Annotated in this window: 16 protein-coding genes; 6 read left to right on the forward strand and 10 right to left on the reverse strand. The window is 26.8% G+C overall.

Going from position 1 to position 13,220, the window contains the following annotated elements; translation table 11 throughout:
• Nucleotides 1-45 precede the first annotated feature (45 nt).
• From D3Z07_RS11680 to D3Z07_RS11690, 3 genes are all read right to left on the reverse strand, one after another.
• The gene (locus D3Z07_RS11680; protein WP_076088529.1) at nucleotides 46-1,242 is read right to left on the reverse strand and encodes a TolC family protein; all 1,197 of its coding nucleotides are present in this window, start codon (nucleotides 1,240-1,242) and stop codon (nucleotides 46-48) included.
• Nucleotides 1,220-2,404, reverse strand: a complete 1,185-nt coding sequence (locus D3Z07_RS11685) for an aspartate aminotransferase family protein (protein ID WP_076088527.1) — start codon at nucleotides 2,402-2,404, stop codon at nucleotides 1,220-1,222. Before D3Z07_RS11685 ends, D3Z07_RS11680 begins: the two co-directional genes overlap by 23 nt.
• Nucleotides 2,405-2,489: 85 nt before the next feature.
• Entirely contained in the window at nucleotides 2,490-4,817 is a 2,328-nt protein-coding gene (locus D3Z07_RS11690; protein WP_122893964.1) for a fatty acid cis/trans isomerase, read from the reverse strand.
• 97 nt (nucleotides 4,818-4,914) lie between these two features.
• Between D3Z07_RS11690 and D3Z07_RS11695 the strand changes: the two genes are divergently transcribed.
• From D3Z07_RS11695 to D3Z07_RS11705, 3 genes are read left to right on the forward strand one after another with little or no spacing between them, the layout of a single operon-like run.
• On the forward strand, nucleotides 4,915-5,790 hold the full coding sequence (locus tag D3Z07_RS11695) for an aspartate carbamoyltransferase catalytic subunit (protein ID WP_076088523.1): 876 nt from the start codon (nucleotides 4,915-4,917) through the stop codon (nucleotides 5,788-5,790).
• Nucleotides 5,791-5,793: 3 nt separating this feature from the next.
• A complete protein-coding gene (locus D3Z07_RS11700) occupies nucleotides 5,794-6,759 on the forward strand; it encodes an aminodeoxychorismate synthase component I (protein WP_076088521.1) in 966 nt (321 codons plus the stop codon).
• A 20-nt stretch (nucleotides 6,760-6,779) separates the two neighbouring features.
• Nucleotides 6,780-7,346, forward strand: a complete 567-nt coding sequence (locus tag D3Z07_RS11705; RefSeq protein ID WP_076088519.1) for an aminotransferase class IV — start codon at nucleotides 6,780-6,782, stop codon at nucleotides 7,344-7,346.
• Here D3Z07_RS11705 and D3Z07_RS11710 read toward each other — a convergent pair.
• Entirely contained in the window at nucleotides 7,328-7,960 is a 633-nt protein-coding gene (locus D3Z07_RS11710) for a transglutaminase-like cysteine peptidase (protein ID WP_206423281.1), read from the reverse strand. The two genes, D3Z07_RS11705 and D3Z07_RS11710, sit on opposite strands and share 19 nt — an antisense overlap.
• Nucleotides 7,961-8,017: 57 nt before the next feature.
• Here D3Z07_RS11710 and D3Z07_RS11715 point away from each other — a divergent pair, with 57 nt between their 5' ends.
• From D3Z07_RS11715 to D3Z07_RS11725, 3 genes are read left to right on the forward strand one after another with little or no spacing between them, the layout of a single operon-like run.
• On the forward strand, nucleotides 8,018-8,452 hold the full coding sequence (locus D3Z07_RS11715; protein ID WP_076088514.1) for a hypothetical protein: 435 nt from the start codon (nucleotides 8,018-8,020) through the stop codon (nucleotides 8,450-8,452).
• A gap of 9 nt (nucleotides 8,453-8,461) precedes the next feature.
• Nucleotides 8,462-9,148, forward strand: coding sequence for an AzlC family ABC transporter permease (locus tag D3Z07_RS11720; protein ID WP_083657258.1), 687 nt, complete (start codon nucleotides 8,462-8,464; stop codon nucleotides 9,146-9,148).
• A complete protein-coding gene (locus D3Z07_RS11725; RefSeq protein WP_076088511.1) occupies nucleotides 9,141-9,461 on the forward strand; it encodes a branched-chain amino acid transporter permease in 321 nt (106 codons plus the stop codon). The genes D3Z07_RS11720 and D3Z07_RS11725 overlap by 8 nt, the downstream gene beginning before the upstream one ends.
• Nucleotides 9,462-9,529: 68 nt before the next feature.
• On the opposite strand, the gene D3Z07_RS11730 is transcribed toward D3Z07_RS11725, so the two are convergent.
• The 6 genes from D3Z07_RS11730 to D3Z07_RS11755 all read right to left on the reverse strand — a co-directional run bounded on the left by D3Z07_RS11730 (nucleotide 9,530) and on the right by D3Z07_RS11755 (nucleotide 12,934).
• On the reverse strand, nucleotides 9,530-10,528 hold the full coding sequence (locus D3Z07_RS11730; protein ID WP_122893965.1) for a beta-ketoacyl-ACP synthase III: 999 nt from the start codon (nucleotides 10,526-10,528) through the stop codon (nucleotides 9,530-9,532).
• Nucleotides 10,529-10,565: 37 nt separating this feature from the next.
• Nucleotides 10,566-11,558, reverse strand: coding sequence for a phosphate acyltransferase PlsX (gene plsX / locus D3Z07_RS11735; protein ID WP_076088507.1), 993 nt, complete (start codon nucleotides 11,556-11,558; stop codon nucleotides 10,566-10,568).
• Entirely contained in the window at nucleotides 11,558-11,710 is a 153-nt protein-coding gene (rpmF, locus tag D3Z07_RS11740; RefSeq protein WP_076088495.1) for a 50S ribosomal protein L32, read from the reverse strand. The genes plsX and rpmF overlap by 1 nt, the downstream gene beginning before the upstream one ends.
• Nucleotides 11,711-11,721: 11 nt before the next feature.
• The gene (locus D3Z07_RS11745; protein ID WP_076088492.1) at nucleotides 11,722-12,099 is read right to left on the reverse strand and encodes a hypothetical protein; all 378 of its coding nucleotides are present in this window, start codon (nucleotides 12,097-12,099) and stop codon (nucleotides 11,722-11,724) included.
• Nucleotides 12,100-12,125: 26 nt separating this feature from the next.
• Nucleotides 12,126-12,539 carry a nucleoside-diphosphate kinase gene (gene ndk, locus D3Z07_RS11750; protein WP_076088491.1) on the reverse strand — a complete coding sequence of 138 codons (414 nt, stop codon included), beginning with the start codon at nucleotides 12,537-12,539 and terminating at the stop codon, nucleotides 12,126-12,128.
• Nucleotides 12,540-12,658: 119 nt separating this feature from the next.
• A complete protein-coding gene (locus D3Z07_RS11755) occupies nucleotides 12,659-12,934 on the reverse strand; it encodes a 4Fe-4S dicluster domain-containing protein (RefSeq protein WP_076088490.1) in 276 nt (91 codons plus the stop codon).
• Between the last annotated feature and the right edge of the window lie 286 nt (nucleotides 12,935-13,220).

Below are 13,220 nucleotides of genomic sequence, written 5' to 3' on the forward strand. Positions count from 1 at the left end.
AGAGTTAAAGTTATTCTTTGACTCTTTGTTTTTTTAATAGTTAAATTAGTTGTGTAACTTTGTATATACGCTTAATAATTCAATTTGCTTATCAATTTCATAAGTTTTCAAATCAATCACTTTAATTTTTTGAGAGTTTTGTAAAGTATCTAAATCACTTTGTGTTTTTAATTGTGCTTCTTTTTCTTCATAAATTATACTTAAAATTGAGTCATAAATATTTAAATCTTCTTTAGTAATATTTATTCTATCATCAAGCATACTTATCTTTTCAAGTTTTGATTTAAAGTAAGTTTTTTCATCAGTAATTTTATTTTGTAAATCAACTTTTGATTTTAAATAATCAAGCTTTTTACTTTCAATATCATTAAAGGTTCTTATATCAAAAGGTACAGTAACTCTTAATCCATAAGTTTGAGAATTGTCATCTAATGATGAAATACCATCTTTAAAATGATTATTTGTATATGTATAAAAAGCACTTAAACTAGGTAAATAATTTGCTTGTGTTACACCTTTGAAGTGATCTTTCTTTTCTATATCTGCTTGCGCTTTTTTAATTTCAATATTATTATCTAAATACTCTTTTTCATTAAATATTTTTAATGTTGGTAGAGAAAAATTTGTATAATCTTTTGATGAAATATTATTGAAGTTATTTATTAATTCTTGTTTTTGATATTTTAAATCAACTAAAGAATGCTTAGCTTCATTTTGAGTTAAAAGTGCATTATCTAAATATGAACTATCTAAAAAGCCATTTAGAACTTGCTCTTTTTTTCTTGTAACATCAATTTTTGCATTCATTAAAGAAAGCTTAGCTTTTTGTATATTTAAGTCTGTTTTTTTTATTAAAAAAAGATGATTAGTTGCAGTATAAATCAACTCTTTTCTTTGCTGTGATATTTCTAGGTTTGCATATTTTTGTGTAGAGTTTGCATATTTAATAGCTTCATAAATTCCACCACTTCTAAAAATAGGCTGATCAATAGAAATAACAGATTTTTCATTTTTATACTCTTCCCCAAAGTTTTTAGTATAGTTATATGTAATTGGATTTACCCAATCTTTTTTTAGTTTTTCACTATCTTCATTAGCTTTTTCTTGTGATAAATCAATACTCTTTTTTCTAGTGTCAGATAAAATTTCTTGATTATTTAAAGAGAACTCATTTGCAAATAAATTTATAGATATTAAACTACATAATAGTAGTTTAATATTATTTGATTTTTGAAAGTGCATTTTCTAACCTTTTAAATCCTTCATTAATTTCTTCTTTTGAAATTGTCAAAGGAGGTAATAATCTTAATGTATGTTTTCCTGCTTTTAAAACTAAAACACCTTGCGTAAATGCTTCATTAATTATTTGAGTTAATGTTTCGCCATCTTTTACTCTTAGTCCTCTCATTAAACCAAGACCAACTTCTTTTGTAAATAAGTTTGTAAATTTTTCGTAAACTTCACTTAGTTTATTTTGGAAATGAATTATAGTTTCATCTAAAGCTCCAGAATTTTTAGTTTCTTCTAAAATATCAAGAACTTCAAGAGCGGCTGTTGTACTTAAGAAATTTCCTCCAAATGTAGATCCATGATCTCCATATGTTAAAATATCTTTATGTGTTGTTAAGACAGCACCAATAGGAACTCCTCCTCCTAAACCTTTTGCTAATGTAACAATATCAGGTGTAATTTCATAAAGATTTGAAGCTAGAAATTCACCAGTTCTGTAAATACCTGTTTGAACTTCATCAACTATTAATAGAATCTTTCTTTCTTTTAAATAATTAGCTAAATCTTGAACTTCTTTTTTATCTAAAGGTTGAACTCCACCTTCACCTTGAACTAGCTCAATCATAACAGCAGCAGTTTCATCATCAATTGCATCATAAACATCTTTTATACTGTGATTATAAGAAAACCCTTCAGGGTATGGTTCAAAATTTTGTGTATGCATAGCTTTTTGGCCAGTTGCTTTTACAGTTGTTATTGTTCTTCCATGAAAAGAGTGTGTTAAAGTGATTACTTTATATCTTTTCTTTTCAAATTGAGTTTGTCCATATTTTCTTGCAATTTTAATAGCACCTTCATTTGCTTCTGCTCCTGAATTTGAAAAGAATATTTTTATATCCATATTTGAAAATTGGGCAATTTTTTTAGCTAATAGCGCTTGTGGTTCAATTGCATAAAGATTTGACATATGTGTGATATTACTAACTTGCTTATAAATAGCATCAGCAACTCTTTTATTTCCATGTCCAACTGAAACTACAGCAATACCTGCTGTGAAATCTATATAATCTTTTTCATTTTCATCAAAAAGTGTTGCATTTATACCTTTTTTGAAATTAACATAATTTCTTGCATATGTTTGTAATACGTATTCTTTATCTATTTGTTCAATCATTCTTTTTCCTAATTTTATATACTTGTTTATATTACTTTATTTATAAATCGATTATATCAAAAATATTTAAACGATTTATTAATACCTATTGATTAATTGCTTTACTTATATATCTATTTAAATCCATTAATCCATAATTTAGACTATCACGTTTTTTAAATTCTTCATTAAACCAATCAAAGCTTTTCCAAAAATCTGGATTAGCTCTATTTATAACATATTTTAAAATCTCTTTTTTATCTAAAACAGAATCATTATAGTTTTTTAAAAGATTGAAGAAATCTTTTAAATCATCTTGTTTTACTTCAGCATATGCATTTGGGTAAGAACCTACAAATCCTTTTATATAATTAATTGTGTCCTTTGAAGCATCAAGCCTTGATTCTTCTGAAAATAATAAAGCAACATTTTTATGCCACCTATTTATTACCATAGAATAAACTAAATCTTTTCCATCATTCATTTTAATTCTAATATGTGCAAGATTAGCTTTTGAACCTGTAAAAGTTTCTATCAATTTTGAAGAATTTGGGAGGGTTAAAGTTTTTAATGTCTCTTCAATCTCTTCTTTTGTTGTATATTTTTCTTTTATTTTACTTGCTACATAATCTGTATTTATGTAATTTATTGAATCTTTTTCTACCTTTGTATAGTCAAATACTTTTTCAATAAACTCTTCTTTATAGTTTTTTGTTTCATATTTTATTTTACTTTGAACTTGTGATGGAATATAAACACTTAATTGAGATGCTAACCAACCTTGATACCAAGAATTAAAATAGTTTGTTCTAGACTCTTTTGGAAGATATTCTAAAAAATTACTCTCTCCTTCAATTCTTAATCTGTCCATATGTTTTCTAACTAATAGTTGGTGAGGAGTATTCCCAAAAACATCAAACCCTGCAACTAAAGAGTAATAGATTCTTTCTAATAGTGGATAATCAATTACCCATAATGTTTTAGGAATATTTCCTAAAGCACCTTTATGAACAGATGCTGAATCAAAGTGTCTGTATATAGTCAGAATCGAGTCATTACTATTTTTATTACCCTTCCAAATAGAGTTTAAATCTAATCCTTTTGGATAATACCTTTTATATATTTCTGATTTATTTTTTTGGTATTTTTTTGCTAAATCATAATTATCTAAAATTGTGGCAGTTTTCAAAATACTTGGATTATCACCGTATTGATTTGGGATAAATAAATTTTCAATATTATCATGTAAAAAGAACTTATCATTGATTGATACATCATATTTTGGATCCATAAACATAACCCAGAAGTGATCTTGTATTACATTAAGAGCTACTTGACCTTTACAAACAGGACCTCTAATATATGTCATAATTGTATAGTGAATATTATCAAGCATAAATTCATATCTACTTTGTGCAGGGATTTGTTCAAAAACTTTTAAAGCATTAGCTGCAATTTTAGGGTCGTAAGATGTTGGATAGGGATTAATATCCCATTTTTTATCTATAAATAGTTCTTTATATCTTAAAAGTTTTTTGTCATTAAGGCTATAAACCATATGAGTTTTATGAACAATTGTAGACTCTATTTTTCTAAATCTATAGAAAAATTCTCCTTGGACTTTATCATAAGGAAATTTTGTAGCAATAATTTCTATATCTTTTCCACTAGGAGTTTTTGAACGAACTAATTCATAAAAGTTTTCGCTTTTATCATCAAAAGAAATATGAGCTAAAAACAGATGTTCATAAATATATCTAGCACTTACTTTATGTTTTAAGCTATTATTATTTAAGAATTCTTCAAATTTTGATATTTGTATTTGTTCTTTTTTAGGAATAACATTTTTTATACTATCATCTTTATATCCTTGTTTTAACCAAGTTAAAAGAAGATTGTACTCATTTTTTTCAAGTGCAGGAAAACCATAAGGCATTCCTTTATGTGGATTATTATTAAAAAACTCATTTAACTCATCTTTATCTTTTGCACATGATAATTCATCAGTTTCAGGAGAATACTCTCCTATGTTTAGAGGATTTTTTTCTTTTTGAAATAAGTATCTCATCATTATAGATTCATCAGAGTCTTTTATTTTATCAGCAATAGAGAAAAAACCTTTTTCTCTCCATTGTTTTTCATTTATTGCATCTGTAAATAATCTTGTAGGATTTGCTGCACTTAATCTATTTGCATAAATATCTTCTTTTGTAGAACCTCTTTGAAGACCTTCAAAAGATGATAGTTTTAATTGACAAGGTGAGTTATAACAAGAGTGACATGAAACACATCTATTATCAAGTATTGGTTTAATATCATCAACAAAAGAAATCTTTTTATTAACACTTTCAAACTTTATTGGTTCAAGTGGTTTGATTGAACAAGCAGTAAAAAGAAATGTAATAAAAATTAAAAAAAGTAAGTGAAGTTTCATATAATATTTTCCTAAAATAAAGTTTATTATTATACATAAAGTTTCTAATTTTTAAAGAGCTTTTTGCTACAATTCAAACTAAAATTGAAGGAATAAAATGCAGCATTTAATTAGAACAGCCGATTTTAGTGTAGAAGAGATTATTGAACTTTTCAAGGATGCCAAAGAGTTTAAAAATATGAAATCTAATAAAATTTTAGATGGTAAAATAATAGTTACACTATTTTTTGAAAACTCAACTCGTACACGAAGTGCTTTTGAAATTGCTGCAAAAAGATTAGGAGCTGAAGTAGTTTCTTTAGATGTTGGAACATCTTCAAGAAGCAAAGGTGAAACTATTTTTGACACAGTTGCAAATATTAATGCAATGAAACCTGATGCAATTATTATGAGACATAGTGATTGTGGATTACCTGGAACTTTAGTTGAGCATGTTGATTGCCCAATTATAAATGCAGGTGATGGAAAACATGCTCATCCTACACAAGCCTTACTAGACCTTTATACAATTAGAGAACATTTTAATGATGATATTGAAGGTAAAAAAATAGCAATTGTTGGAGATGTAAGAACTTCAAGAGTAGCAGGTTCAAATAGAAGGTTACTTCCAAGATTTGGTATGGAAGTAGTTTTTGTTGCACCTGATTGTTTTAAAGCTGAACATAATGAGCACAAGCAGTATGATAATATTCGTGAAATCATTGATGAAGTTGATGTTGTTATGAGTTTAAGAACTCAACTTGAAAGGCATAATGAAATTTTCTTTGAATCAATTCAAGAATATGCAAATGATTATTGTATTACTAGTGAAACATTTGGTAATAGAGATATTTTATTATTACATCCAGGTCCTGTAAATAGAAATGTTGATATTTCTGATGAAATGTTAAAGGATCCCCGAAATAAAATTTTAGAACAAGTAACAAATGGTGTTGCAGTTAGAATGGCAATTCTTAAAAAACTAGTAAAATAAAACTTGCAAAATAAAGAACTAGAAAAAAAACTTAATGAATTAGGCTCTTTAAAAGAGCCTTTTTTGTTTGTAATCTCTTATGATTTAAAAAAATTTTATGTAAAAGAACTTTCAAAAATTCCAAAAGGAATAAAATTTGAAATAAATACTAATATTTCTTCAAAAATAAAACATAAAACTAAAATAGAAAAATATCCTATTAGCTTTAAAAAGTATGAAAAAAAGTTTGATTTTTTACAAGAACAAATAAAAATGGGAAATACTTATCTTTCAAATTTAACTGCTAGAACAAAAATAAAAACAGAATATTCTCTTGATGAAATTTATGAAAAAGTAAATGCAAAATTTAAATTAAGATTTAAAAATGAAAATGAAAACTTTGTTTGTTTCTCACCTGAACGTTTTATTGAAATTAAAAAAAATAAAATATCAACATATCCTATGAAAGGGACAATTGATGCATCAATTGCAAATGCTCAAGCAAAAATTTTAGGTGATATAAAAGAAATGGCTGAGCACACTATGGTTGTTGATTTATTAAGAAATGATTTAGCAATAGTTTCTTCAAAAGTTAGAGTTGATAAGTTCAGGTACATTGATAAAATAAATGCAGGAGATAAAAAACTACTACAAGTAAGTTCTAAAATCTCTGGACATTTAGAAGATAATTGGAATGAAAATATTGGAACAATTCTTACCTCTTTATTACCAGCTGGCTCAATTACAGGAACTCCAAAGAAAAAAACTATAGAAATCATAGAAGAAATTGAAGAGTATGATAGAGAGTTCTATACAGGTATTTTTGGTATTTTTGATGGAAAGAATCTTGATTCTTCTGTAATGATTAGATTTATTCAAGAAGATGAGAATGCTCAAAAATATTATAAAAGTGGTGGTGGAATTACTTGTGATTCAAGTGTAAAAGATGAGTACCAAGAACTGCTTGATAAAATATATTTACCCTTCTAAAAAATAAAAAAAGGTTTTTAATGCAAGAATATTTTGAAACAATAAAATGCGATGATTATGAAATATTTAATCTTGATTATCATTGTAAGAGAATTGCAAATACAATAGCTTTAAATATTAATCTTAGTGAATATATTTATCCTCCATCAAATAAGTTATTAAAATGTAAAGTAATTTATGATGAAAGTGGAATATTAGATGTTCAATATGATGAATATAAAAAAAGACAAATTAAATCTTTTAAAATAATTTATGATGATAATATTTCATATTCAAAAAAAACTGTAAATAGAGATGAGTTAAATAAGCTATTTAATCAAAGACAAAATAGTGATGAAATCATAATTATTAAGAATAATATTGTAACAGATACAAGTATTGCAAATATAGCAATTTTATATGAAGGTACATGGATTACTTCAAAGTCATATTTGTTAAAGGGAACTACAAGAAGTAGATATTTAAATGAAACCCAAATTATAGAAAAAGATATAACTTTAGAAATGTTAAAAAAAGCAGAAAAAATTGCATTAATGAATGCAATGATAGATTTTGATGAAATAAGTGATTACTCTTTAAGTTTATAAACTCTTTTTAGTAATTTATTCCATTTATCTTCTTTTCCCCAGTTGACTTTTACTTTTTGTGTAAATCTCTCTTTTGTAAATTTATAAGCATCAATTTCATTAAAAGCAAATTTTGGAATAAGTTTTTTTCTTTTTGTCAGAGGAATTACTCTAAAGCTTAAATTATCTAATACTAATGGAGTTGAGTTTTTATTTTCTAAATACATTAATACCATATGTGCAGTAGTTGAACCTTTTACTTTTACAACTCCAAAGTATAGTTTTTCTTTTGGTATATTTAACTCTAAAAGTGTGAAGTATTTTGAAATAGCATAATCTTCACAATCTCCATGACCTTGTAATAAAAATTCCTTTGGTGTTGCCCAATGATCAAGAGATGACTTTGAATCAATATCTTGTTTAGAAAATATTTTATTTATAAATGAATTTACATGAGAGAGCTTTCTTATTAATTCATAATCAATAACTTTTTCTTTTAAAGTTTGATATTTACCTAGTCTATTTTCAATAAATTTCTTTTTTGAAGAGTTGTTTATATATTCATAATCTTTTTTATTTAGTTTAAACTCATAGGCGTAAGAATTGCTAATAGTAAATATTATAAAAATAAGCATAATTATTTGTTTCATAAGTTATAATAGCAGTAAAATTTATAAATGAAAGTTAAATAAATGATTACAGATATTATAGAAAATGAAGAATACAAAAATTTAGTGTGTAAACAAGTGAAAGAAACTATTGATTATTTATTAGAAAATAATCATGAATTCTCAATTACTGCAAATATTGATGGGATTACTTTTAATCCAGAATTACCAAAACCTATTAAAGAGCAATTAGCAAAATTTTCTTTATTTGTTTTAAGTAATTATACTTATACTACGGTTGGAATTGATGATGGTTTTATATCTTTTGAAGCAGGTTATGGAAGTGAAAACTTTGGTTCAGTTGCAAAAATTCCTTTACATTCAATATTCCAAATTGTTGTAGAAGAATCTATTTTATATATTAACTCTGTTGCAACAGTTGATAAATTTAATAAAAATTTAGAACAAAATTCTATGAATGTATTTAAAAATAATCCAAATAATAAAAAATTTAAATAAATTACAACTTTGAAACATGAAAAAGAGATAAAAAAAGCTTTTGAAGTATCAATCCCTGTAATGATGGGATATGGCGTTTTAGGTTTTGCTTTTGGATTATTACTAGTTTCCTTTGATTATGATTGGTATTTAGCACCTATTATGTCACTATTTATTTATGCAGGTGCTTTACAGTTTGTTGCAATCAATTTTTTTAATGCAAAAGCTGGTTTTGTAGATATTGCAATTGCATCTTATTTTGTAAATATTAGACAATCTTTCTATGGTTTATCTCTTCTTAAAAGATTTAAAAAAACAGGAAAATTAAAACCATATTTAATCTTTGGTTTAACTGATGAAACTTATGCTTTATTAACAACAATTAAAGATGATGAACAATTAAAAAAAAGATGGTACTACTTTTTTTTAACAGCTTTTAATCAATCATATTGGTTTATAGGTTCAACTTTAGGAGCTATTGTAGGATCTGGTATAAAATTTGATACAGCAGGCTTAGAATTCTCTCTTACTGCTTTATTTGTAGTTTTATGTATTGAACAATATAAAAGCTTACAAAATAGCATTCCTTTTATTATTGGACTTATAGCTTCTTTATTTTCACTAGTTTTTATTCCAAGTGATAAAATGCTAATTGCGTCAATAATAATTGCACTAGTTTTAATGTTTAGTTTTAGAAAGAAAATAGAAAATGACTAACTATGAAATATACATTGCAATTGCAATAATGGCTCTTGTAAATATTTTTACAAGAGTATTTCCTTTTTTGTTTTTTAGAAAAAATGAACTTCCCGCTTATATAGTTTTTATTGAGAAATTCTTTCCTGCAATTATAATGACAATACTAATTGTATATTCAGTTAAAGATGTTGATTTTTCGATTTTCCCTTATGGATTAAAAGAAGTGGGTGCAATAGCTTTTACAGCTATTTTGCATTTAATACTTAAGAATTATTTGATATCTATTTTTGTTGGAACAATCTTTTATATGTTTTTGGTTCAGTATATTTGATTAGAAAATTTTAGACATAAAAAAAGGTCAAGCTAGAAACTTGACCTTTTTTATATTAAGTAGTAAGTTTATTTATTTGGTGCAAATTTAAATAAAGCACTTCCCCAAGTTAAACCACCACCAAAAGCATCAAATAAAACAGTATCACCTGCTTTTATTTTTCCTTGCTCATATGCGTAGTTCATTGCCATTGGAATTGATGCAGCTGAAGTATTACCATATTTATCAACAGTAACAACAGTTTGCTCTTCAGTCATTCCTAAAGCTTTTCCAACTGCTGTAATAATTCTCATATTTGCTTGATGTGGAATAAAATGATTAATATCTTCACTTGTGATATTGTGTTTTTTCATCATTACTTCTACATCTGACGTAAGAGTTCTAACAGCTAATTTGAAAGTTTCATTTCCTTTCATTTTAATACAAGCCATTTTATTTTCTAAAACTTCTTGACTACAAGGATGTTTAGAACCTCCACCTGGAGTTTTAATTAAATCTTCATAGTTTCCATCACTTGAACAATTTACATCTATAATAGCTTCATCTTTATTATCAGTTGCAGAAATTATAGCAGCTCCTGCTCCATCTCCAAAGATAAAACAAGTTCCTCTGTCTGTATAATCAAGGATTGAACTATAAGTTTCAGCTCCAATAATTAATACATTTTTCTTCATACCAGATTCAACAAAAGCTTTTGCAATAGAAGTAGCATAAACAAATCCTGTACAAGCTGCACTAACATCATAAGCCATTACAGCTGGAAGTCCAAGTTTTGATGCAATTAAACATGCAGTTGAAGGCATACATAAATAGTCAGGTGTAACAGTAGCACAGATTACTAAATCAATATCTTCTTTAGCGATTCCAGCTCTATTTATTGCAACTTGTGCTGCTTTTGCACCTAAATCAGATGAAGCTTCATTTTCTTCAGAGATTCTTCTTTCTTTAATACCAGTTCTTTTAGTAATCCACTCATCACTAGTATCAATTATTTTTTCAAAATCTGCATTTGTCATAATCTTTGGAGGTACGTATGCTCCAATAGATCTAAAAGCTGCATATGCCATTTACATATCCTTATTATAAAAGTATAATAAATAAAACTTATTTACTATATTTAGCTAATCTTTCTTCAATATCTTCGTTCAAGTTTGAACTTGCTGCACTAATTGCTTGAAGAATTGCATTATGAATAGCTTTTGGGTTAGATTTACCATGTGCTATAATAACAGGTGCTTTTACTCCAAGTAATGGAGCTCCACCATATTCAGCATAATCAACTCTAACTTTTAAGTTTTTAAATACTTTTCTCATTAGTACTGCACCAGCAATTGAAATTAATGATCGCTTTAAACTTTTCTTTATGATTTTTCCGATGGTATCAGCAACACCTTCGGCAGTTTTTAATAGGATATTTCCTACAAAACCATCACAAACAACAACATCAACTGTTCCTTTGAAGATATCACTACCTTCAACATTACCTGCGAAATTTGGAACTTTTGATATTAAGCCATAAGCTTCTTTTGTAACTTCATTACCCTTGCTTTCTTCTTCACCATTAGATAATAATCCAATAATTGGATCTTCAAGTTGTAATACATCTTCTGCATAAACTTGACCCATTACAGCAAATTCGAATAAATTTTTTGCATCACTGTCTACATTTGCTCCAACATCTAATACTAATGTATTTTGATTTTCGCTTGTAGGCATAAGTGTAGCAATAGCAGGTCTAGAAACACCTTTGATTCTACCAATTCTTAAAGTTGCTAATGACATAGAAGCTCCAGAATGACCAGCAGAAACAACAGCTCCAGCTTTCCCATCTCTTACTAATTCCATAGCTTTGTAAATTGTAGATTCTTTTCTTTTAAGTGCATCAGTAGCAGAATCGCTCATACTAATTACATCATCTGTATCTAGTATTTCTATTCTTGATAAAAAGTTTTGAGGTATTAAAGATAATAGTACATCTTTTTTCCCCACTGCAATTGCAGTAAAGTTATTATTGCTTTTTAAAGCAGAAATAAGCCCTTCAATAATAGGTTCAGGACCGAAGTCCCCACCCATTGCATCTATTGCGATTTTATGCATTAGTTTTTGTATTCACCAGTATTTGGATTAACTGTATGAGGCATTTTCCATGTTCCATCAGTGTCTTTAACAGGTCTTTTTAATGTAATCTTGTAGTGTGTTCTTCTTTTAGCTGCTCTACTATGAGAGACTCTTCTCTTTGGTACTGCCATTTTATTTCCTTTTAAAATTCTTTTTCAAAATCATCATTATCTTTTGAACATTGTTCACAAATATGATAATCACTCTTTATAGCTTCAAGTTCACTTTGAATTATTTCATCAAAATCTATTAAACCATCTTCTATTTCAATTACTAAATCTTCACAATCGTCATTTTTGAATATACCATCACTTAATAAAAAGTCTAGCTTTTCATTAACTTCAATATTATCAATTGTTCCACATCGGCAACAATCAATGTTTGTATTTCCAATTAACTTTGCATCAATTTTTACTAATGATTGCGACATTTTACAAAAAGTACCTTCAATTTTAACTGAATTTAACTCAGCTTCCAAAGTTTTGGGAGTTTGTGGTACTTTTTTAAATTCTATTTTCATTATAAAATAAGTTAATTAATCAATAATTAACAAATTTCTTTCTGTGCAAAGAAGAAATTAATTTCAATATTTGCATTTTCTACTGAATCAGAACCATGAACAGCATTTGCATCAATTGATTCAGCAAAGTCAGCTCTAATTGTTCCAGCTTCAGCTTCTTTAGGGTTAGTTGCACCCATTAAGTCTCTGTTTTTAGCCATTGCATTATCACCTTCTAAAACAGTTACAACAACTGGTCCAGAAATCATGAATTCTACTAAGTCACCAAAGAATGGTCTTTCAGCATGTACAGCATAAAAAGCTTCAGCGTCAGCTTTGCTTAATTGCATCTTTTTAGTTGCAGCGATTCTTAATCCAGCGTCTTCAAATCTTGATAAGATTTTTCCAACAACATTTTTTGCTACTGCGTCAGGTTTAATGATTGATAAAGTTTGTTCCATAGTGTTATTCCTCGATTTTTATTAAGTCGCGGATTATATCTAAAAAATAAAAAAAAGGCAAGTAATTAAAAATTACTTGCCTTTTTGTAAGTAGTGAAAAGTGTAAAACTAATTAAATATTAGTCTTCAACACAAGGTTCACCAGCTGTTTTTCCATCTCTAACTGGATTAGCTGCTGAATCTCTATTATCCCATTGAATACATCCTTCAGTAGGACATGCGTCTGCACATGCAGGTGCATCATTATCACCAATACACTCAGTACATGTTTCTGGGTTTACATAATAAATATCTTCACCTGTTGGGTTCTCATCATTGTCTACAATTGATTCTGTAGGACACTCGTCTAAACATGCATCACAACTAATACAAATATCTGTAATTATTACTGCCATATATAACTCCTTTTAATTTTAAAAAACTTTATCACACAAATTATAAAATTATCTTTAAAATAGATATATTATCAATATTAATAGAAAAATTAGTAAAATTGAAACAATTAAATAAATATAAAAAATAATAGTTAATTTCGTGTATAAAGAACTCATTATTATAGCAAGCAAAAGATAAAAATTATCAAAGAATAAAGTTTTTTATAAATTTTAAAATTTAAGCTAAATTGTAGTTTTTATTTATAATATTTGTTATATAATGTCAATACAAAAAAATTAATCAAAA

The sequence above is a fragment of the Arcobacter peruensis genome, assembly GCF_003711085.1.
GTDB classification, from domain to species: domain Bacteria; phylum Campylobacterota; class Campylobacteria; order Campylobacterales; family Arcobacteraceae; genus Poseidonibacter; species Poseidonibacter parvus.

Coding starts and splice junctions, on each gene's coding strand:
- D3Z07_RS11680 (WP_076088529.1), bottom strand. CDS start 1,242: ATGCACTTTCAAAAATCAAATAATATTAAACTACTATTATGTAGTTTA.
- D3Z07_RS11685 (WP_076088527.1), bottom strand. CDS start 2,404: ATGATTGAACAAATAGATAAAGAATACGTATTACAAACATATGCAAGA.
- D3Z07_RS11690 (WP_122893964.1), bottom strand. CDS start 4,817: ATGAAACTTCACTTACTTTTTTTAATTTTTATTACATTTCTTTTTACT.
- D3Z07_RS11695 (WP_076088523.1), top strand. CDS start 4,915: ATGCAGCATTTAATTAGAACAGCCGATTTTAGTGTAGAAGAGATTATT.
- D3Z07_RS11705 (WP_076088519.1), top strand. CDS start 6,780: ATGCAAGAATATTTTGAAACAATAAAATGCGATGATTATGAAATATTT.
- D3Z07_RS11710 (WP_206423281.1), bottom strand. CDS start 7,960: ATGCTTATTTTTATAATATTTACTATTAGCAATTCTTACGCCTATGAG.
- D3Z07_RS11715 (WP_076088514.1), top strand. CDS start 8,018: ATGATTACAGATATTATAGAAAATGAAGAATACAAAAATTTAGTGTGT.
- D3Z07_RS11725 (WP_076088511.1), top strand. CDS start 9,141: ATGACTAACTATGAAATATACATTGCAATTGCAATAATGGCTCTTGTA.
- D3Z07_RS11730 (WP_122893965.1), bottom strand. CDS start 10,528: ATGGCATATGCAGCTTTTAGATCTATTGGAGCATACGTACCTCCAAAG.
- plsX (WP_076088507.1), bottom strand. CDS start 11,558: ATGCATAAAATCGCAATAGATGCAATGGGTGGGGACTTCGGTCCTGAA.
- rpmF (WP_076088495.1), bottom strand. CDS start 11,710: ATGGCAGTACCAAAGAGAAGAGTCTCTCATAGTAGAGCAGCTAAAAGA.
- D3Z07_RS11745 (WP_076088492.1), bottom strand. CDS start 12,099: ATGAAAATAGAATTTAAAAAAGTACCACAAACTCCCAAAACTTTGGAA.
- ndk (WP_076088491.1), bottom strand. CDS start 12,539: ATGGAACAAACTTTATCAATCATTAAACCTGACGCAGTAGCAAAAAAT.
- D3Z07_RS11755 (WP_076088490.1), bottom strand. CDS start 12,934: ATGGCAGTAATAATTACAGATATTTGTATTAGTTGTGATGCATGTTTA.